Source organism: Variovorax sp. AB1(2024) (assembly GCF_037482385.2).
Lineage (GTDB): Bacteria > Pseudomonadota > Gammaproteobacteria > Burkholderiales > Burkholderiaceae_C > Variovorax.
This window is the reverse complement of the sequence record NZ_JBBHKP020000001.1, coordinates 674,632-693,201: the sequence shown is the minus strand read 5'-3', so window position 1 is coordinate 693,201 and position 18,570 is coordinate 674,632. Positions and strand designations below refer to the sequence as shown.

Annotated in this window: 18 protein-coding genes; 12 read left to right on the top strand and 6 right to left on the bottom strand. The window is 69.1% G+C overall.

Annotated elements, in window-relative coordinates:
- Window positions 1–31 precede the first annotated feature (31 nt).
- Entirely contained in the window at window positions 32–658 is a 627-nt protein-coding gene (locus tag WIX39_RS03405; protein ID WP_081268755.1) for a response regulator transcription factor, read from the top strand.
- Between the two features lie 7 nt (window positions 659–665).
- On the opposite strand, the gene WIX39_RS03400 is transcribed toward WIX39_RS03405, so the two are convergent.
- The 3 genes from WIX39_RS03400 to WIX39_RS03390 form a co-directional block, all read right to left on the bottom strand.
- Window positions 666–1,232, bottom strand: coding sequence for an OmpA family protein (locus WIX39_RS03400; protein ID WP_106936404.1), 567 nt, complete (start codon window positions 1,230–1,232; stop codon window positions 666–668).
- Window positions 1,233–1,349: 117 nt separating this feature from the next.
- Window positions 1,350–2,009 carry an OmpA family protein gene (locus tag WIX39_RS03395; protein WP_106936406.1) on the bottom strand — a complete coding sequence of 220 codons (660 nt, stop codon included), beginning with the start codon at window positions 2,007–2,009 and terminating at the stop codon, window positions 1,350–1,352.
- Between the two features lie 196 nt (window positions 2,010–2,205).
- Window positions 2,206–2,346, bottom strand: coding sequence for a hypothetical protein (locus WIX39_RS03390; RefSeq protein ID WP_172839868.1), 141 nt, complete (start codon window positions 2,344–2,346; stop codon window positions 2,206–2,208).
- On the opposite strand from WIX39_RS03390, the gene mltA reads away from it, so the two are divergent.
- Window positions 2,345–3,496, top strand: a complete 1,152-nt coding sequence (gene mltA / locus WIX39_RS03385; RefSeq protein WP_106936407.1) for a murein transglycosylase A — start codon at window positions 2,345–2,347, stop codon at window positions 3,494–3,496. The genes WIX39_RS03390 and mltA overlap by 2 nt on opposite strands.
- 136 nt (window positions 3,497–3,632) lie before the next feature.
- On the top strand, window positions 3,633–5,873 hold the full coding sequence (locus tag WIX39_RS03380; RefSeq protein ID WP_409194506.1) for a PhoX family protein: 2,241 nt from the start codon (window positions 3,633–3,635) through the stop codon (window positions 5,871–5,873).
- 117 nt (window positions 5,874–5,990) lie between these two features.
- Here WIX39_RS03380 and WIX39_RS03375 read toward each other — a convergent pair whose 3' ends face one another.
- The gene (locus tag WIX39_RS03375; protein WP_081268760.1) at window positions 5,991–6,458 is read right to left on the bottom strand and encodes an Lrp/AsnC family transcriptional regulator; all 468 of its coding nucleotides are present in this window, start codon (window positions 6,456–6,458) and stop codon (window positions 5,991–5,993) included.
- Between the two features lie 105 nt (window positions 6,459–6,563).
- Here WIX39_RS03375 and mdeB point away from each other — a divergent pair, with 105 nt between their 5' ends.
- The 9 genes from mdeB to WIX39_RS03330 all read left to right on the top strand — a co-directional run bounded on the left by mdeB (window position 6,564) and on the right by WIX39_RS03330 (window position 16,895).
- Window positions 6,564–9,221, top strand: a complete 2,658-nt coding sequence (gene mdeB, locus WIX39_RS03370) for an alpha-ketoglutarate dehydrogenase (RefSeq protein ID WP_409194505.1) — start codon at window positions 6,564–6,566, stop codon at window positions 9,219–9,221.
- Between the two features lie 61 nt (window positions 9,222–9,282).
- The gene (locus WIX39_RS03365; RefSeq protein ID WP_409194504.1) at window positions 9,283–10,059 is read left to right on the top strand and encodes a FadR/GntR family transcriptional regulator; all 777 of its coding nucleotides are present in this window, start codon (window positions 9,283–9,285) and stop codon (window positions 10,057–10,059) included.
- Window positions 10,060–10,187: 128 nt separating this feature from the next.
- Entirely contained in the window at window positions 10,188–11,108 is a 921-nt protein-coding gene (gene ltnD, locus WIX39_RS03360) for an L-threonate dehydrogenase (RefSeq protein ID WP_106937623.1), read from the top strand.
- 25 nt (window positions 11,109–11,133) lie between these two features.
- The gene (denD, locus tag WIX39_RS03355; protein WP_409194503.1) at window positions 11,134–12,147 is read left to right on the top strand and encodes a D-erythronate dehydrogenase; all 1,014 of its coding nucleotides are present in this window, start codon (window positions 11,134–11,136) and stop codon (window positions 12,145–12,147) included.
- A gap of 3 nt (window positions 12,148–12,150) precedes the next feature.
- Window positions 12,151–13,446 (top strand): 3-oxo-tetronate kinase, encoded by a 1,296-nt coding sequence (otnK, locus tag WIX39_RS03350; RefSeq protein ID WP_409194502.1) that lies wholly within the window; start codon window positions 12,151–12,153, stop codon window positions 13,444–13,446.
- Between the two features lie 283 nt (window positions 13,447–13,729).
- Complete coding sequence (locus WIX39_RS03345; RefSeq protein ID WP_409194501.1) at window positions 13,730–14,395, top strand: aldolase; 666 nt, start codon at window positions 13,730–13,732, stop codon at window positions 14,393–14,395.
- A 12-nt stretch (window positions 14,396–14,407) separates the two neighbouring features.
- Window positions 14,408–15,226, top strand: coding sequence for a 2-oxo-tetronate isomerase (otnI, locus tag WIX39_RS03340; protein WP_409194500.1), 819 nt, complete (start codon window positions 14,408–14,410; stop codon window positions 15,224–15,226).
- Complete coding sequence (locus WIX39_RS03335; RefSeq protein WP_409194499.1) at window positions 15,223–16,431, top strand: amidohydrolase family protein; 1,209 nt, start codon at window positions 15,223–15,225, stop codon at window positions 16,429–16,431. Before otnI ends, WIX39_RS03335 begins: the two co-directional genes overlap by 4 nt.
- Window positions 16,428–16,895: a RidA family protein gene (locus WIX39_RS03330; RefSeq protein WP_081268768.1), complete on the top strand. Its 468-nt coding sequence runs from the start codon at window positions 16,428–16,430 to the stop codon at window positions 16,893–16,895. The genes WIX39_RS03335 and WIX39_RS03330 overlap by 4 nt, the downstream gene beginning before the upstream one ends.
- On the opposite strand, the gene WIX39_RS03325 is transcribed toward WIX39_RS03330, so the two are convergent.
- Window positions 16,888–17,580 carry a TetR family transcriptional regulator C-terminal domain-containing protein gene (locus WIX39_RS03325; protein WP_106936418.1) on the bottom strand — a complete coding sequence of 231 codons (693 nt, stop codon included), beginning with the start codon at window positions 17,578–17,580 and terminating at the stop codon, window positions 16,888–16,890. The two genes, WIX39_RS03330 and WIX39_RS03325, sit on opposite strands and share 8 nt — an antisense overlap.
- Window positions 17,577–18,545 (bottom strand): PDR/VanB family oxidoreductase, encoded by a 969-nt coding sequence (locus tag WIX39_RS03320; RefSeq protein WP_409194498.1) that lies wholly within the window; start codon window positions 18,543–18,545, stop codon window positions 17,577–17,579. The genes WIX39_RS03325 and WIX39_RS03320 overlap by 4 nt, the downstream gene beginning before the upstream one ends.
- Window positions 18,546–18,570 lie beyond the last annotated feature (25 nt).

The following is an 18,570-nucleotide window of genomic DNA, read 5'->3' as shown; positions in this document are numbered from 1 at the left end:
AAGCAAACAATCTTCCGCTGGACCTCATGGCATGCAACCGCTGATCGATGGATTGATCTTTATCGTGGACGACGACGCCAGCGTGCGTGAAGCGCTCGCCTGGCTGCTGCGCTCGCGCCGGCTGGCCAGCGAGCATTTCGGCAGCGCGGAGGCCTTCGAGCAGTTCCTCGACCAGGGGCCGCTGCCCCAGCAGCCGCTGTGCCTGCTGCTGGACGTGCGCATGCCGGGCACGAGCGGGCTGGTGCTGTTCGACCGGCTCGTGGAGCGCGGCCTGCTGCCCGCCATGCCGGTGATCTTCCTGACCGGGCACGCCGACGTGCCGACGGCCGTCGACGCCGTGAAGCGCGGGGCGTTCGACTTCTGCGAGAAACCGTTCTCGGACAACGCGCTGGTCGACCGCATCGAGCATGCGCTGAATGCGTCGCTGCAGGCGCTCGAGCTGCAGCGCCAGCGCCGCGGCCTGTCGGAGCGCATCGCCGAGCTGACCGACCGCGAGCGCGACGTGATGCGGCTCGTGATCGAGGGCCTGCCCAACAAGCTCATCGCCGACCAGCTCGCGATCAGCGTGCGCACGGTGGAAGTCCACCGCGCGCGCGTGTTCGACAAGATGGAAGTGAAGTCGGCCGTGGAGCTGGCCAACCGCCTGCGGGACCTCTAGAGGCCCGTCAGACTTTCTCTGCGACGAAGATTTCGACGCGGCGGTTCTGTGCGCGGCCGGCGGCCGTGCCGTTGTCGGCCAGCGGTTCGCGCGAGCCGCGGCCGTCGGTGGTGATGGCGGTGGTCGACACACCGCGCGCCACCAGATGGTTGCGCACGCTGTCGGCACGGCTCACCGACAGGCGCTCGTTGCCTTCTTCGCTGCCGGTGTTGTCGGTGTGGCCCACCACGCGCACGCTGGCGGCAGTGGCGCTCTTCAGGCCGGCGGCGACCTTGTCGAGCACCTGCGCGAGGTTGCGCTTGACGTTGGCACGGCCGGTGTCGAACGACAGCTCGTTCGGGATCACCACGTGCAGCTGGTTGTCGGCGGTCTGCTCGATCACCACTCCGGTGCCCTTGGTCGAAGTTTCGAGGTCGGCCTTCAGCGTGGCCAGGCGCGCGGTCCAGCTGTTCGCCGGTGCGGGGGCCGGTGCCTCGGCGGTCGGCGGCGCGGGTGGCGGCGTCGACTGCGAAGCACAGCCCGCAATGAACAGCAAAGCGGCCGCGGCCGCACTCGAAACGACAAACTTCCTCATGAGATTCCCTCTTCTCTAAATGGACAAATGGCGGGTTCCGGCTTCTTGAAAGCGGCCGGTTCCCCGGTGGAGTGGTCAGGTGGCCGGCGCACCGAGGCGCGCCGGCACCCTGCCGGATCAGCCTTGCGGAGCGCGCTCGCCCACGAAGATCTCGACGCGGCGGTTCTGCGCGCGGCCCGCGTCGCTGTTGTTGTCGGCGATCGGTTCGCGCGAGCCGCGGCCTTCGATGCGGAATGCAGCCGGGTTCACGCCGCGCGCCACCAGGTAGTCGCGCGTGCTGGCTGCACGCTCGACCGACAGCGGGTTGTTGATGGCGTCGGAGCCGGTGCTGTCGGTGTGGCCGATGATGCGCACCTCGGCGTTCGGGTTGTTGCGCAGGCCGTTCGCGAACTGGTCGAGCACCGGCGCGAAGTTCGACTTGATGTTGGCGCGGCCCACGTCGAAGGACACGTCGCTCGGGATCTGCAGCTTCAGCTCGTTGTTGGGCGTTTGCGTGACGGCGATGCCGGTGCCCTGCGTGGCGGCTTCCATCTGGCGCTTCTGGTTTTCCATGCGCTGCGACCACAGGTAGCCGCCGAGCGCGCCGGCCGCGGCACCGACCACCGCGCCCGTGCCGATGGCACCGCGGTTGCCGCCGGTTGCGGAGCCGATCGCCGCGCCGCCCAGGGCGCCGATGCCGGCGCCGATGCCGGTGTTGCGCTGCGTGTCTGTCATGCCTCCGGCGCAGCCGGAGAGGACGAGGGCGGTGGCGGCGGTTGCGAGTACGAACTTTTTCATGGCGATACCTTTCAGGGTTGAGTCAAGCGGGCCACAGCTTAGCTCCCGGGTGCCACGGATGGTACGGCCTCAAAGCCCCACGGAAAATAAGAAAAGTTTCGCCATTGCCCATGAATGCTGCGATGATTGCTACGAAAGTAATAGCAATGGGGTACTTCTCCGACAAGTTGCGGCGGCAACGGACTGCACAAGCAATTCACGCTTCGGGCGGCGGCTTGCGGTCGGTGTCGTCCTCGTCGTGCAATTCACCCTTCTTGCGGCCGGAAAACATGGTCCACCAGATGATCAAGATGAACACAAGTCCCGCGGCGAGGGCTTCAAGCAGAATCAAACCCATGAGAAATGGACTCCAGTGGCTGGTCGGGCTCTTGATCGTAGCAACGCTCGCAGCCTGCTCCACCGGCCCGCGCGCACCCGAGCTGCCGACGCGCCCCCCCGTGATCACCCCGCCGCGCGACCTCGGCCCGCTCACCGGCTCGCTCGCGCATCCCAAGAGCCGCTGGGTGCCGGTCGGCTGGGCCGAGCTGCCGGGCTTCGGCGAAGACCCGCTGCACGAAGCCTGGATCGCGCTGCTGGCCAACTGCTCGCGCCCCAATGCCGCCTTCGCGCCGCTGTGCCGCGACGTGCGCCAGCTGACCATCGCCACGCCCGAAGAACAGCGCCAGTGGATGACCGACCGCCTGCAGCCCTACCGCGTCGAGGCGCTGAACGGCCAGAGCGAAGGCAAGCTCACCAGCTACTACGAGCCGGTGTACGAAGCCTCGCGCGTGCCCACCGCCACCTTCAACGTGCCGATCTACCAGGCCCCCGATGGCCTGGCACCGCGCCGCCCCTGGTACACGCGCCAGGAAATCGAGACCCTGCCCGAAGCCCAGGCCGCGCTGCGCGGCCGCGAGATCGCCTGGATGGCCGACCCCATCGACGCGCTGATGCTGCACATCCAGGGCTCCGGCCGGTTGCGCATCACCGAGGCCAACGGCTGGCAGCACACCGTGCGCATGGCTTTCTCGGCCACCAACGAGCAGCCCTACCGCAGCGTGCAGCAATGGCTCATGAGCCAGGGCGTGACCAAGGTCGGCAAGTGGCCCGACGACACCAAGGCCTGGGCCGCGCAGAACCCCCAGCGCGTGACGCAACTGCTGTGGAGCAACCCGCGCTACGTGTTCTTCCGCGAAGAAACCATGAGCGAGGTCGATGCCGCCTTCGGCCCGCGCGGCGCGCAGGGCGTGCCGCTGACGGCGGGGCGTTCCATCGCGGTCGACCGCGAGAGCATCCCCTACGGCACACCGGTGTGGCTGGCATCCAACGGACCGGCTGCGCAATTGCAGAAGCTGGTGGTGGCGCAGGACACCGGCAGCGCGATCCTGGGCGCCGTGCGGGCCGACTACTTCGCCGGCACCGGCGCCGACGCCGGGCGGCTTGCGGCAAGCATGAACCAGCCGCTGCGGCTGTGGGCGCTGTGGCCGAGGCAGTTGCCGGCGCCCTGATTTTTGCCGGCGCGGCGGGCCGCCAGGGAGATCGATTCAACCTGACGGGAAGCTGAGCAATTCACAGAAGCGTCATACGAAGTGCCTAACTTCGCGGGCTGGTTTCCTTTCCACCCCACGAAGAAAGACATTGCGCATGACCGCAAACACCCGCACCGACGATCCCTCGGTCGATCTCGACGACATCGGCACCAACCCCACGTCGAACCCCTCGTTCACCGACCTGATCGCCGCGCGCCTGAGCCGCCGGCGCCTGTTCGGCCTCGGCGCCGGCACCGCCGGCACGGCCCTGCTGCAAGCCTGCGGCGGCGGTGGTGGCGGCGCAGGCGCCGCACCCTTCCCGATCCTGCCGCCGGCACCCGCCCCAGCCCCCGCGCCGGCACCAGCACCGGCTCCCGCCGGCCCGATGAAGCTTGGCTTCAATGCCGTGGCCAAGAGCCTCGCCGACGTGGTCACCGTGCCCGCCGGCTACACCGCCAGCGTGCTGTACCGCCTGGGCGATCCGACCGCTGCAGGTGTCGCCGCCTACAAGAACGACGGCACCGACGACGCGACCACCTACGACCGCCGCGCCGGCGACCACCACGACGGCATGACCTTCTTCGGCATGAACGCGTCGAACAAGTGGGACGCCACCAGCGCCACGCGCGGCCTGCTCGTGATGAACCACGAAGCCATCACGCCCGTGTTCCTGCACCCCACGGGCCAGACCGCCGTCAGCGGCGTGCGCACCGTTGCCGATGAAGTGCTGCGCGAGTTCTACCTGCACGGCGTGAGCGTGATCGAGGTCAACAAGAGCGGCAGCACCTGGAGCTACAAGCAGGACTCGAGCTTCAACCGCCGCGTCCACACGCTGACCGAAATGACCTTCTCGGGCCCGGCCGCCAAGACCGACTACCTGAAGACCAAGTACTCGACCGACGGCAGCAAGACCCGCGGCACGGTCAACAACTGCGCCAACGGCACCACGCCGTGGGGCACGTACCTGACCTGCGAAGAGAACTGGGCCGGCTACTTCCGCCGCGTCACCGCCAACGACAACGCCAACCGCACCGCCAAGGAACTCGCTTCCTTCAGCCGCTACGGCGTCGCCGGCACCGGCCGCGAGCTCTGGGCCACCGTGACGCCCGACACCGCCGACAACCTGTACGGCCGCTGGAACACCGAAGTCACCGTCGTGGGCGGCACCGCCACCGACGACTACCGCAACGGCGCCAACACCTACGGCTGGGTGGTCGAGATCGACCCCTTCAACCCCACCAGCACGCCGAAGAAGCGCACCGCGCTCGGCCGCTTCGGCCACGAAGGCGCCTGCCTGGGCCCGGTCGTGGTCGGCAAGCCGCTGGTCTGGTACATGGGCGACGACTCGCAGAACGAGTACCTCTACAAGTTCGTGTCGACCAGGAACTGGGACGCGGCCGACATCGGCGGCGGCATTGCAGCCGGCGACAAGTACATGGACGACGGCAAGCTCTACGTCGCCAAGTTCAAGGCCGACGGCACGGGCGACTGGCTCGAACTGAAGCTCGGCGTCAACAACATCACCGCGAGCTACGCCAGCTACGCGTTCGCCGACGCGGCCGACGTGGTGATCAACGCGCGCCATGCGGCCGACGCCGCCGGCGCCACGAAAATGGACCGCCCGGAATGGACGGCCGTGAACCCGAAGAACGGCGAGGTGTACCTCACCCTGACCAACAACTCGGCTCGCGCGATCGGCACCACCGATGCCGCCAACCCGCGTTTCTACAACGACCCCAAGGGCACGAGCTCGCAGCGTGGCAACCCGAACGGCCACATCATCCGCTTCGCCGACACCGGCGGTGACCCGGCGGCCGTCAGCTTCAAGTGGGACGTGTACCTGTTCGGCGCGCGCTCGACCGCATCGGCCGACGTGAACGTGTCCGCCCTCGGCGCCGACAACGACTTCTCCAGCCCCGACGGCATGTGGTTCAGCCAGGCCGCGCCCGGCCTGCTGTGGATCGAGACCGACGACGTCAAGTACACCGACGTGACCAACTGCATGCTGCTCGGGGCGCTGCCTGGCAAGGTCGGCGACGGTGCGGCCAGGACCATCACCAACTTCGACGGCGCCACCGCCGCGCAGCAGGCGACTTTCGTCGGCAAGGCACCTGGCACCGACGGCCTGCGCCGCTTCCTCGTCGGGCCAAAGGAGTGCGAGATCACCGGCATCGCCGAATCGGGCGACGGCCGCGCGCTGTTCGTGAACATCCAGCACCCGGGCGAAGACACCAAGGTGGCCGACATCACGACCCCGGCCAAGTTCTCCAGCCACTGGCCCGAAGGCGGCAACGCCCGCCCGCGCTCGGCGACCATCGTCATCACGAAGAACGACGGCGGCCTGATCGGCCTCTGAACGAAGACCTCCCCCTTTCCGGGAACACCGTGGAACCGGCTTAGCCGGGCCACTGGCGTTGCCCCCGGCGAGGGGGTAGGCGCAGCGACACGAAGTGCGCGAAGCCTGGGGGAGTACCTAGTCCTTCGGCAGCGGCAGCGCCGTCTTGTATCTCACCTGCTTGAGCGCAAAGCTCGAGCGGATCTTCTCGATCCCCGGAATCGGCGTGAGCTGTTCCATGATGAATTTCTCCAGCGCCGCCATGTCGGCCACGGCGATGCGGATCAGGTAGTCGCTGTCGCCTGTCATCAGGTAGCACTCCATCACCTCGTCGTGCTCGGCAATGCGCTGTTCCAGGTCGGCGAGCGATTGCCGGTTCTGCGTCGCGAGGCTGATCGAGATGAACACGTTGAGCCCGAGGCCCAGCGCCTTGGGGTTCGCCAGCGCCACGTAGCGGTCGATCACGCCGTGGGTTTCGAGCGCCTTCACGCGGGCCAGGCAGGGCGACGGCGACAGGTGCACGCGGCGCGCGAGTTCCACGTTCGACAGCGCGCCGTCGCGTTGCAGTTCGTCAAGGATGCGCAGGTCGATGGTGTCCAGTTGCATGAAATGCCGCGTCTCCGTAATTTCGCGGAATTTTATGCCGCGAGGTGCGCATGGACTTGCACGCGCCGGTAGCTAATTCTTCGCATGCCGGCCTAAAGTGCCGCCATGAACGCCCCGATTTCCGCCGACCAGATGCGCGCGCTGCTGCTCGATACGCCGCTGTCGCACGACCCCGATCCCGCCGAGACCGCCGAATGGCGCGACGCCTTCCTGGCGCTGGCGCAGTCGCAGGGTCCGCAGCGCGCCAAGCAGATGCTGACCGAGCTGGCACGGCTGGCGCGCCAGCAGCGCATCGGCTGGCAGCCCGAACTGGCCACGCCGTACGTCAACACCATCGCCGCGCAGGACCAGCCGCCGTTTCCGGGCGACCTGGCCATCGAGGAAAAGCTTGCCTCGCTGATGCGCTGGAACGCGCTCGCGATGGTGGCCAAGGCGAACCAGGCGTATGGCGAACTCGGCGGCCACATCGCCAGCTATGCCAGCGCGGCCGACCTGTTCGAAACCGGCTTCAACCATTTCTTCCATGCGCGCAGCGACGCCCATCGCGGCGACCTGGTGTTCTTCCAGCCGCATAGCGCGCCCGGCGTCTATGCCCGTGCCTATCTCGAAGGCCGCCTGAGCGAGGAAGACCTGAAGCACTACCGCCAGGAACTCACCGCGCCCGCCTTCACCGACGGCAGCGGCGCGCGCGGCCTGTGCAGCTACCCGCATCCGTACCTGATGCCGGACTTCTGGCAGTTCCCCACCGGCTCGATGGGCATCGGCCCCATCAGCTCGATCTACCACGCGCGCTTCATGCGCTACCTCACGCACCGCAACCTGCTCGACTGCGAAGGCCGCAAGGTGTGGGGCGTGTTCGGCGACGGCGAGATGGACGAGCCCGAATCGATGAGCGCGCTGACGCTCGCCGCGCGCGAGAAGCTCGACAACCTCGTGTGGGTCGTCAACTGCAACCTGCAGCGCCTCGACGGCCCGGTGCGCGGCAACGGCCGCATCATCGACGAGCTCGAAAAGCTCTTTGCCGGCGCGGGCTGGAACGTCGTCAAGCTGGTGTGGGGCAGCGACTGGGACGGCCTCTTCGCACAGGACGTGAGCGGCGCACTGGCCCGCGTGTTCGCCAACACCGTCGACGGCCAGATGCAGACCTTCGCGGCCAAGGACGGCCGCTTCAACCGCGACAACTTCTTCGGCCAGAACCCCGAGCTCGCGCGCCTGGCCGAGGGCATGACCGACGAGCAGATCGACCGCCTGAAGCGCGGCGGCCACGACCTGGTGAAGATCCATGCCGCCTACGCGGCGGCGGCCCGGCACAAGGGCCAGCCCACCGTGATCCTCGCCCACACCAAGAAGGGCTACGGCATGGGCAGCGCCGCGCAGGGCAAGATGACCACGCACTCGCACAAGAAGATGGGCGACGTGGACCTGATCGAATTCCGCGACCGCTTCAACCTGCCGCTGACCGACGCGCAGGCCACGGCGATGGACTTCTACCGCCCGCCGGAAGACAGCGCCGAGATGCGCTACCTGCGCCAGCACCGCGAAGCGCTCGGCGGCGCGATGCCCCGGCGCGAGACCGCCTGCGACGTGGTGCCCAAGCCCGACATCGCAAGCTACGCGCAGTTCGCGACCGCGGCCGCCGGCAAGGAAATGAGCACCACCATGGCCTTCGTGCGCATGCTGGGCAACCTGCTGAAAGACCCGGCCCTGGGCCCGCGCATCGTGCCCATCGTGGCCGACGAGGCGCGCACCTTCGGCATGGCCAACCTGTTCAAGCAGGTCGGCATCTATTCGAGCGTGGGCCAGCGCTATGCGCCGGAAGACATCGGCTCGGTGCTGAGCTACCGCGAGGCCACCGACGGGCAGATCCTCGAGGAAGGCATCAGCGAGGCCGGCGCCATCGCGAGCTGGACGGCGGCTGCCACCAGCTACAGCGTGCACGGCCTGGCGATGCTGCCGTTCTACATCTACTACTCGATGTTCGGCTTCCAGCGCGTGGGCGATGCCATCTGGGCCGCGGCCGACCAGCGTGCGCGCGGCTTCCTGCTGGGCGCCACGTCGGGGCGCACCACGCTCGGCGGCGAAGGCCTGCAGCACCAGGACGGCAGCAGCCACCTGGTGGCCGCGACCATTCCCAACTGCAAGGCCTACGACCCGGCGTATGCGGGCGAGATGGCGGTGATCGTCGACGCGGGCATCCGCGAGATGATGGTCGAGCAGCAGGACGTGTTCTATTACGTCACGCTCATGAACGAGAACTACGCGCAGCCCGACGTGCCCGAGGGCGCGGAAGGCGACATCCTGCGCGGCTGCTACCGCTTCGGCACTTACGCGCCGGCATCGGGCAAGGCGAAGAAGAAGGTCACGCTGATGGGCTCGGGCGCGATCCTCACCGAAGTCGTCAAGGCGGCGCAGCTGCTGGCCGACGAAGGCATCGAGGCCGAGGTGTTCAGCGTCACGAGCTGGAGCGAACTCGCGCGCGACGGGCTGGCCTGCGAGCAGCGCGCGCTGGCTGGCGAGAAAGATGCCGGCGCTGCGTTCGTCGCGCGGCAGCTCGGCAAGGGCGGCAAGGCGCCCATCGTTGCCGCCACCGACTACGTGCGCGCCGTGCCCGAGAGCGTGCGCGCCTTCCTGCCCGAAGGCCGCCGCTACATCACGCTGGGCACCGACGGCTTCGGTCGCAGCGACACGCGCGCTGCGCTGCGCGGCTTCTTCGGGGTGGATGCGGCCAGCATCGCGAGCGCCGCGCGCCACGCGCTGGCCTGAGCAGGCCGGCGAGGGCGGCAAGGGCTGCGTTAGAGTCGCAGCCCATCGCCGCACCACGCCCATGACCGCCCGCTTCCAGTCCGTCGCCCCCACCGTCCGCCTGGCCGACCAAGTGGCCGATGCGTTGGCCGCCGAGGTGCGCAGCGGCCGCCTGTCCGAAGGCGACCGGCTTCCCACCGAGACCGCATTGGCCGCGCAGTTCGGCGTGAGCCGCACCGTGGTGCGCGAAGCCGTGTCGCGGCTCAAGTCGCTGGGCCTGGTCGATTCGCGCCAGGGCAGCGGCGTGTACGTGCGCGCCGCCGGCATCGAGCCGCTGCGCTTCGAGATGCCGCATGTCGCCTCGCGCGAGGCGGTGGTCCAGATGGTCGAGCTGCGCCGCGCGCTCGAAGCCGAGGTGGCCGCGCTGGCCGCCGAGCGGCGCACCAGGGCCGACCTGCGCCGCATCCGCGAAGCCATCAAGGCGCTCAAGGCGGCGGTGGCGGACGGCGGCAACGGGGCCGAAGAAGACGTGCGCTTCCACACCGCCATCGCCGAGGCCGCGCGCAACCCCTTCCTTCTTGGCACGCTGCAGTACCTGCGGCAGTTCCTGCATGGCGCCACCCGCGTCACGCGCGCCAACGAGGCACGCCGAGCCGACTTCGCCGCCCAGGTGGCGCAGGAGCATGCGCTGATCGTCGACGCCATCGACGCTGGCGACCCGGTGCGCGCGCGCGAAGCCGCCAAGTCGCACATGGACAACGCGATCCGCCGCATCGAGCAGGCCGACCCGGCGTTCTGGCAGCAGGAGGGCGCCCGGCTCGCGCGGCCGTTGGTCGAAGGCTGGCCCGCGCGCAACTGAGCCGCGCACGCCCCGGTGCGGGTTAGATCGGATCGGCTCGAGCGATGGGAATTTGTATGATGACCTTACAAATCGAGCCGCAGGCCATCGTGGCCTACGCTGTACCACCGTCCAAGGAAAGCGCGTCCATGACCTCTTCACCTGTCCCCGTCGTCGGCCTCGTGGGCCTTGGTGCCATGGGTGCCGGCATGGCGCAGTCGCTGCGCCGCGCCGGCCATGCGCCGCATGTGTTCGACGTGCGCCGCGAAGCCGCCGAGGCCTTCGCCCGAGACGGCGGCACGGCCTGCGCCACGCTCGAGGCGCTGGGCGCGCAGTGCGACATCGTGGTGTCCGTCGTCGTCAACGCCGCGCAGACCGAATCGGTGCTGTTCGGCGACGGCACCGCGCCCGGCTGCGCCGCATCGATGAAGCCCGGCAGCCTGTTCGTGATGTGCTCCACCGTCGATCCCAACTGGTCTGTCGCGCTCGAGGCGCGCCTCGCGACGCTCGGCATCCTGTACCTCGACGCGCCCATCTCCGGCGGCGCCGTCAAGGCCGCCAGCGGCCAGATGACGATGATGACCGCCGGCACGCCGGCCGCCTACGAGAAAGCCGGCGCGGTGCTCGACGCGATGGCCGCCAAGGTCTACCGCCTCGGCGACCGCGCGGGCGCGGGCAGCAAGGTGAAGGTCATCAACCAGCTGCTGGCGGGCGTGCACATCGCCGCCGCGGCCGAGGCGATGGCGCTGGGCCTGCGCGAAGGCGTGGACCCGGCCGCGCTCTACGAGGTCATCACGCACAGCGCCGGCAACAGCTGGATGTTCGAGAACCGCATGGCCCATGTGCTGGCAGGCGACTACACGCCGCTGTCGGCCGTCGACATCTTCGTGAAGGACCTGGGACTGGTGCTCGACGTGGCGCGGGCCAGCAAGTTTCCGCTGCCGCTGTCGTCCACCGCGCACCAGATGTTCATGCAGGCCTCGACCGCGGGCTACGCGCGCGAGGACGACAGCGCGGTCATCAAGATCTTCCCCGGCATCGAGGTGCCGGCCCCGAAAAAAGAAGCCTGAAAAGAAAGCACAGAGAGACACACACATGAACATCCTCATCACCGGCGGCTGCGGCTTTCTCGGCGCCCGCCTCGCCCGCACGCTGCTCGCCGGCGGCCATCTCGCGCTGGCCGGCGCCGCCGCGCAGCCCGTGTCGCGCATCACCCTGGCCGACCGCGTGCCGCCGCCCGCCGACTTGGCCGGCGATGCGCGCGTGCAGTTCGTGCAGGGCGACCTGCTCGAACAGCTCGCGAGCGGCGCGCTGCCCATGGCCGAGACGCAGCTCGTGTTCCACCTCGCCGCGGCAGTCAGCGGCGAGTGCGAAGCCGACTTCGACCTCGGCATGCGCAGCAATCTCGACGCCACGCGCGGCCTGCTCGAAGCCGCGCGCCGCGCCGGCCATGCGCCGGTGTTCGTGTTCTCCAGCTCGGTCGCGGTGTTCGGCGATTCGCCCGAGCAGCGCCTGCCTGCGGTGATCGAAGACACCACGCTGCCGACGCCGCAGAACAGCTACGGCATCCAGAAGTTCATCGGCGAGCAGCTGGTGGCCGACTTCACGCGCAAGGGCTTCGTGCAGGGCCGCAACGTGCGGCTCATGACGGTGTCGGTGCGCCCGGGCAAGCCCAACGGCGCGGCCTCCAGCTTCCTCAGCGGCATGCTGCGCGAGCCGCTGGCCGGCGAGCGCGCGCGCTGCCCCGTGCCGCCCGACACGCCGGTCGCGCTGGCTTCGCCCGGCAACACCGTCGCCGGCATCATCCGCGCGGCCACGGCCAGCGCCGCCGAGTGGGGCGCGCGCACGGCCGTCAACCTGCCCGCGCTCACCACCACCGTGCGCGACATGGCGCAGGCGCTCGAACGCATCGCGGGCAAGGAAGCCACCGGCCTGATCGACTGGGAGCCCGATGCCGCCGTCGCGAAGATCGTCACCAGCTGGCCCAGCCGCATCCAGGCAACGCGCGCCGAGGCGCTGGGCCTGAAGGCCGACGCCAGCTTCGACGCCATCCTGCGCGACTACGTGCGAGAGAACGCGCAGGCCGTGAAGCTGGCGCTGAAGGACTGAGCCATGGCCAAGCTCGTGCTCGGCTGCATCGCCGACGATTTCACCGGCGCCACCGACCTCGCCAACAACCTGGTGCGCGCCGGCATGCGCGTGGTGCAGGCCATCGGCGTGCCCGAAGCGCCGAGCGCGGGGGCCGAACGGCCGCCGCTCGACGCGGATGTCGATGCCGTCGTGGTCGCGCTCAAGTCGCGCACCGTCGCGCCGGCCGAGGCCATCGCGCAATCGCTGGATGCGCTGCGCTGGTTGCAGGCGCAGGGCGCGCAGCAGATCTACTTCAAGTACTGCTCCACCTTCGACAGCACGCCGCAGGGCAACATCGGCCCTGTCACGGAAGCGTTGATGGATGCGCTGAACTGCGACTTCACCATCGCCACCCCCGCTTTCCCCGACAACAAGCGCACCGTGTTCAAGGGCTACCTGTTCGCGGGCGACGTGCTGCTCAACGAAAGCGGCATGCAGAACCATCCGCTCACGCCGATGACCGACCCGAACCTGGTGCGCGTGCTGCAGGCGCAGTGCAAGCGCAGGGTGGGGCTGATCGACTACGCCGCGGTGGCGCGCGGTGCGGCGGCCATCGGCGAACGCATCGCGCAGCTGAAGGCCGAAGGAATCTCGATCGCCATCGTCGATGCGGTGTCGAACGACGACCTGGTGCGCATGGGCCCCGCGCTCGCGAAGATGCCGCTCGTCACCGCGGGCTCGGGCGTCGCCATCGGCCTGCCGGCCAACTTCGGCCTCGCGCCTTCCTCGCAGGCCAGCGCATTGCCGAAGGCCGGCGGCAAGACGGCGGTGGTCTCGGGCAGCTGCTCGCTCGCCACCAACCGGCAGGTGCAAGACTTCATCCAGCGCGGCGGCGCGGCCATGGCCGTCGACCCGCTGCGCATTGCGCAGGGCGTCGACGTCGCGGCAGAAGCGCTGGCATGGGCCGCGCCGTTGATCGACAAGGGCCCGGTGCTCGTCTATTCCACAGCCGATGCCGGTGCCGTGAAGTCGGTGCAGGGCAAGCTCGGCGTGGAGGAGGCCGGCGCGATGGTCGAGCGCACCATCGCCGCCATCGCGCGTGGCCTGGTCGAGCGCGGCGTGCGCCAGTTGGTGGTGGCCGGCGGCGAAACCTCCGGCGCATGCGTGCAGGCGCTGGGCATCGCGCAGATGCAGATCGGCCCTCAGATCGACCCCGGCGTGCCGTGGTGCCATGCGCGTTCCGACGCTGCGCCTGAAGGCGGCTTGCATATTGCGTTGAAGTCGGGCAACTTTGGCAGCGATGATTTTTTTACCAAGGCGTTTGCGGTGCTCGAATGACGGGCTCTTTTCGGGGGTTCGCTCACGCCGACGGGGTACCTTGCTCCGCGAATGTCTCCCGCCCTTCGGGCTCCTCCTTTATTTCGCTGCGCAAGGCACCCCATCGCCGTGAGCGTTGGACAGAGCGCCGGTCGATCGGCCGAGCACCAGCAGCGTGTCCACTGCACAGGGCGCCGGGTGCTCCCCGCAGCGAAATAAAGGAGGAGGCCGCAGGCCGGGGGACATTCGCGGAGGGGAGTACCCGGTGGCCTGTGCAAGCCCCCGAACAACAGCGTTAAAAGAAATGACCGAAACCCAAGCAAGAGAAGAAATCTGCCGCACAGGCCGCAGCCTGTTCGACAGAGGCTACGTGCACGCAACCGCAGGCAACATCAGCGTGCGGCTGGACGACGGCTTCCTCATCACGCCGACCGACGCCTGCCTCGGCTTCCTCGACCCCGCACGCCTTGCAAGGCTCGACGCGCAAGGCCGGCAGACGAGCGGCGACCGCGCCAGCAAGACCATCGCGCTGCACACCCGCATCTACGCCGCCGCGCGCAAATTCGACGCACACACCGCCTGCGTCATCCATACCCACAGCACCCACTGCGTCGCGCTCACATTGAACCCAACGGGCGACGAACTGCTCCCCGCGCTCACGCCCTACTTCGTGATGAAAGTCGGCCACGTGCCGGTCATTCCGTACCACCGTCCCGGTGCAGCCGAGGCGGCCGAACAAGTCGCTCAGGCCATCGAACGCATGGGCGTGGCCGGCACCCCGATCCGCGCCGTGATGCTCTCGCGCCTGGGCCCCAACGTCTGGCACGACAGCCCCGCCGCCGCCATGTCCGTGCTCGAGGAACTCGAGGAAACCGCCCGGCTCCGGATGCTCACCCAGGCTGCAAGCCCAGAGCCGCTGGATGCCGCACAGATCGATGAACTGCGCCGCACCTTCGGCGCGCGCTGGTAGTAAAAACACCCCATGCCCCAATTCGCCGCCAACCTCTCGATGCTCTACCCGGAGCTCGACTTCCTCGACCGCTTCGACGCCGCCGCGAAAGACGGCTTCCAGGGCGTCGAATACCTCTTCCCCTATGCCTTCCCGCAGAAAGAGATCGTGGCCCGCCTGCAGGCCAACGGCCTGAAGCAGGTGCTCTTCAACGGCCCGCCCGGCGACTGGGACGGCGGCGACCGCGGCCTCGCCTGCCTGCCGGGGCGCGACGCCGAATTCCGCGAAGGCATCGCCCGGGCCGTCGACTACGCCGTGGCGCTCGACTGCCCGCGCATCCACGTCATGGCCGGCCTCGTGCCCGAAGGCCTGGAGCGCGATGCAGTGCAGGCCGTGTACCTCGACAACCTGCGCTGGGCCGCCGCCGAAGCCGCCAAGGCCGGGCGCGACGTGCTGATCGAGCCGATCAACACGCGCGACATTCCGCGCTTCTTCCTCAACCGGCAAGACCATGCGCACGAGATCGTCGAAGCCGTCGGCGCGCCCAACCTCAAGGTGCAGATGGACCTGTACCACTGCCAGATCGTCGAAGGCGACGTGGCGATGAAGATCCGCAAATACCTGCCCACCGGCCGCGTCGGCCACCTGCAGATCGCGGGCGTGCCCGAGCGCCACGAGCCCGACATCGGCGAGCAGAACTACCCCTACCTGTTCGACGTGATCGACGAGGTGTCGGCGCAGTGCGGCTGGCAGGGCTGGGTCGGCTGCGAGTACCGGCCCGCCCGCGGCGCCGAGCCCGGCGGTACGTCGGCCGGCCTGGGCTGGCTGCGCGCCTGGCGGCAGCGCGCATGAAGCTCGAGGCCTTGCGCATTCCGGCGCCGCTGCGGGGCTTCGGTGCCGGCGACGCGGAGCTGTTCGACATCGTGCTGGCTGCCGGCAAGGTCGAATCGGTCACGCCGAGCGCCGATCAGAAGCACGCGCGCGGCACGCTGCTGAGCGCGCTGGTAGAGGCCCATGCGCACATCGACAAGAACTACACCGTGCAGGACGTGGGCGCCGCGCAGGGCAACCTGTTCGCGGCCATCGACCGCATGAACCGGCACCGCGACAGCTGGACCGGCGAGTCGCTGCGCCTGCGCATGGAGCGCGCGCTGCACGACGCATGGCAGTGCGGCACCCGCGCGCTGCGCACGCATCTCGACTGGGTGCAGGCCGGGCCGCCGGCCGCGCTGCCCGTGTTCGAAGCCTTGCGCGAGGAATGGCGCGGCCGCGTCGAGCTGCAGTTCGTTTCGCTCACGCCGCTCGACCTGTTCGCCGACCTCGCGGCCGGCGAGCGCATCGCGCGCGAGGTGAAGCGCGCGGGCGGCGTGCTGGGCGCCTTCGTCTACCGCAACGACGGCATCGTGCACAAGCTGGGGCGCGTGTTCGACCTGGCGCAGCAGCACGGGCTGGCGCTCGACTTCCACGTGGACGAAGGGCTCGACGCCGAAGCCGGCGGCCTGCGCAGCATCGCGCAACTGGTTCGCGCGCGCGACTTCAAGGGCGGCGTGGCCTGCGGCCATGCCTGCTCGCTGTCGGTGCAGGACGATGCGGTCGCCGGCGAAACCCTCGCGCTGTGCGCGGGCGCCGGGCTGCATCTCATCGCGCTGCCCACCACCAACCTCTACCTGCAGGGCGCATGGGACCGCACGCCGGTGCAGCGCGGCATCACGCGCATCCGCGAGGCGGCGGCACGGGGCTTGCGTGCGAGCCTGGCGACCGACAACGTGCAGGACGCCTTCTATCCCTACGGCAGCTACGACCTGCTGGAGACCTTCGGCCTCGGCGTGCAGGTGGCGCACCTGGCGCCGGCGGCCGACTGGCTCGACACCATCACCGTGAACCCCGCGAAGGCGCTGGGGCTCGCGTGGGACGGGCGCATTGCACCGGGCTGCCCGGCGGACCTGCTGGTGCTGTCGGCCACCGCTGAACACGAACTCATCGGCCCGCGCGGACGGCAACGCACCGTCATCCGCGCCGGCCGGATCATCGAGAAAAATCTGGAGAAAACCCAATGAGCATGGGCAAGCCAATGGCCAACTACGCCGCCGCCAAGCGCGTCGGCGATTTCGTCTTCATGAGCGGCGTGGTCGCGGTCGACCCGGCCACGCGCCGCGCCGTCGCCGGCTACGACGCCATTCCCGAAGAAGCGCGCACCGCGCTGCAGGGGGTGGGCTACGCCACCGGCCAGATGTCGGTGGACGTTTTCGAGGCGCCCATCGTGGCGCAGAGCTGGTTCGTGCTGGAGCGCATCCGCCAGATCGCCGCCGAGCACGGCGGCACCATGGAAGACGTGGTCAAGCTGGTGCAGTACTTCCGCCACCTGCCGCACTACGCCTTCTACAACCGCGTGCGCGGCCTGTTCTATCCGGGCGAGCCGCCGGTGAGCACGGTGGTCGAGGTGTCGCGCTTCCTGCCGGGCGACGAGGTGCTCGTCGAGGTGGAGGCCACGATGTACCTTCCCTCGAAGCGCTCTACCTGACTCCTGCGCCCTTGAGCAGGAAATCGGTCACCTGCTCGATCAGGTAGCGCCGGTCTTTCTCGTCGCCTTGCTGGGCCGTATCGCGGAAGTAGGCGGCCTGCGTGGCATGGTCGGCATAGAACTGCGTCACGGCCCAGATGTGGAACAGCACCAGCATCGGGTCGGCCTTGTCCATCAGGCCCTGGTTCATCCAGTTCCGGATCACGGCGGCGGCCTGGTCGGTGCGGGCCTTGCTCGTGGTCATCATGTCGTTGATGACCGGCGCGCCGCGCATCATCTCGGCCGTGAAGATGCGCGAGCGCAGCGGATGGTCGAACGAGAACACCATCTTGCGGTGGATCAGGTCGCCCAGCACCTTGCGCGGGCCGAAGGCTTCGTCGCTGAAGCCGAACACCACGATCCAGTCGGTCAGGATGTCCTGCAGCACCTGCCGGTACAGCGCTTCCTTGCTCTCGATGTAGTAGTGCAGCTGCGCCTTCGACAGGCCCGCCTTGTCGGCGATGGCCTGGGTCGACGCGCCGGCCAGCCCCTCGCTCGCGAACACCTCGATGGCGGCCTGGTTGATGAGGCCGAGCACCTGCGTGTACTTGCGCGAGCGTCCGCGCGTGGCGGGGGCCTCGCCGTCGCCCTCGTCGGCAGCGGCGGGGGGCTTGGTGGTGGTGTTGTTGGAAGCGCGCGCGTTCACAGCTGAAGCACCAGCTCCGTGCCCCTGGCGCGGGAGCAGCACAGCGCCACCTTGTGGCGGCGCTCGCTGCCGGTCAGGCAGAAGTCGCGGTGCTCGGCGCCTTCGCCGTCGCCCTCGACCACGCAGGTGCCGCACAGGCCCTGCTGGCACGACACCGGGATGTCGATGCCGACTTCGTGCAGCGCATCGACGGCGGTCTGGTCGGCCGCCACCGGCACGCTGATGCCGCGCCGCGCGAGCTTGAGCGTGAAGGGCAGGCCGGTGGCGGTGTTCGCGTCGGTGGGGGCGGCGAAGTACTCGGCATGCAGGGCGTCTTCGGGCCAATCCGTCTTTGCGGCTGCGTCGCGCACCGCCTGCATGAAGCCGCCCGGCCCGCACACGTAGAGATGCGTGCCCGGCGCGCGCTCGGCCAGCAGCGCGCGCAGGTCGATACGCTGCGAGGCGTCGCCCTGGTCGAGGTGCAGCCGCAGATGCGGCGCCAGCGCGGGTGCGTGCAGCGCATCGGCAAAGGCCAGGTGTTCCTCGCTGCGCGCGAACACGCACAGCGTGAAGGAGGCGCCGCGCGCGGCCAGCGCCTGCGCCATCGCCAGCAGCGGCGTCATGCCGATGCCGCCGGCCAGGAGCAGGTGATGCGCGGCTTCCTCGCGCAGCGGGAAGGTGTTGCGCGGGGCGCTGATCGGCAGCAGGTCGCCTTCGCGCACGCGCTCGTGCATCGAGGCCGAGCCGCCGCGGCTGCCGAGCTCGCGCTTCACGCCGATCACGTACGGCGCTGCATTGCCCGAAGGCGCCCGCGCCAGCGAGTACTGGCGCGAGAAGCCGCCGGGCATGTGCACGTCGATGTGCGCGCCGGCCTCGTAGGCCGGCAGCGGCCGGCCCCACGGATGGGCCAGTTCGAAGGCCAGGATTTCCGGCGTCTGCCGCGAGATGCGTTCGACGCGGACGGTGAGCGTGCGTTCGAGGCTCATGGTGCGAGCTCCCTATTCTTTCTGT

Bases quoted from the DNA above. Each gene is read 5' to 3' on its own strand.
- WIX39_RS03405 (WP_081268755.1), top strand. From the start codon at position 32: ATGCAACCGCTGATCGATGGATTGATCTTTATCGTGGACGACGACGCC.
- WIX39_RS03400 (WP_106936404.1), bottom strand. From the start codon at position 1,232: ATGAGGAAGTTTGTCGTTTCGAGTGCGGCCGCGGCCGCTTTGCTGTTC.
- WIX39_RS03395 (WP_106936406.1), bottom strand. From the start codon at position 2,009: ATGAAAAAGTTCGTACTCGCAACCGCCGCCACCGCCCTCGTCCTCTCC.
- mltA (WP_106936407.1), top strand. From the start codon at position 2,345: ATGAGAAATGGACTCCAGTGGCTGGTCGGGCTCTTGATCGTAGCAACG.
- WIX39_RS03390 (WP_172839868.1), bottom strand. From the start codon at position 2,346: ATGGGTTTGATTCTGCTTGAAGCCCTCGCCGCGGGACTTGTGTTCATC.
- WIX39_RS03380 (WP_409194506.1), top strand. From the start codon at position 3,633: ATGACCGCAAACACCCGCACCGACGATCCCTCGGTCGATCTCGACGAC.
- WIX39_RS03375 (WP_081268760.1), bottom strand. From the start codon at position 6,458: ATGCAACTGGACACCATCGACCTGCGCATCCTTGACGAACTGCAACGC.
- mdeB (WP_409194505.1), top strand. From the start codon at position 6,564: ATGAACGCCCCGATTTCCGCCGACCAGATGCGCGCGCTGCTGCTCGAT.
- WIX39_RS03365 (WP_409194504.1), top strand. From the start codon at position 9,283: ATGACCGCCCGCTTCCAGTCCGTCGCCCCCACCGTCCGCCTGGCCGAC.
- ltnD (WP_106937623.1), top strand. From the start codon at position 10,188: ATGACCTCTTCACCTGTCCCCGTCGTCGGCCTCGTGGGCCTTGGTGCC.
- denD (WP_409194503.1), top strand. From the start codon at position 11,134: ATGAACATCCTCATCACCGGCGGCTGCGGCTTTCTCGGCGCCCGCCTC.
- otnK (WP_409194502.1), top strand. From the start codon at position 12,151: ATGGCCAAGCTCGTGCTCGGCTGCATCGCCGACGATTTCACCGGCGCC.
- WIX39_RS03345 (WP_409194501.1), top strand. From the start codon at position 13,730: ATGACCGAAACCCAAGCAAGAGAAGAAATCTGCCGCACAGGCCGCAGC.
- otnI (WP_409194500.1), top strand. From the start codon at position 14,408: ATGCCCCAATTCGCCGCCAACCTCTCGATGCTCTACCCGGAGCTCGAC.
- WIX39_RS03335 (WP_409194499.1), top strand. From the start codon at position 15,223: ATGAAGCTCGAGGCCTTGCGCATTCCGGCGCCGCTGCGGGGCTTCGGT.
- WIX39_RS03330 (WP_081268768.1), top strand. From the start codon at position 16,428: ATGAGCATGGGCAAGCCAATGGCCAACTACGCCGCCGCCAAGCGCGTC.
- WIX39_RS03320 (WP_409194498.1), bottom strand. From the start codon at position 18,545: ATGAGCCTCGAACGCACGCTCACCGTCCGCGTCGAACGCATCTCGCGG.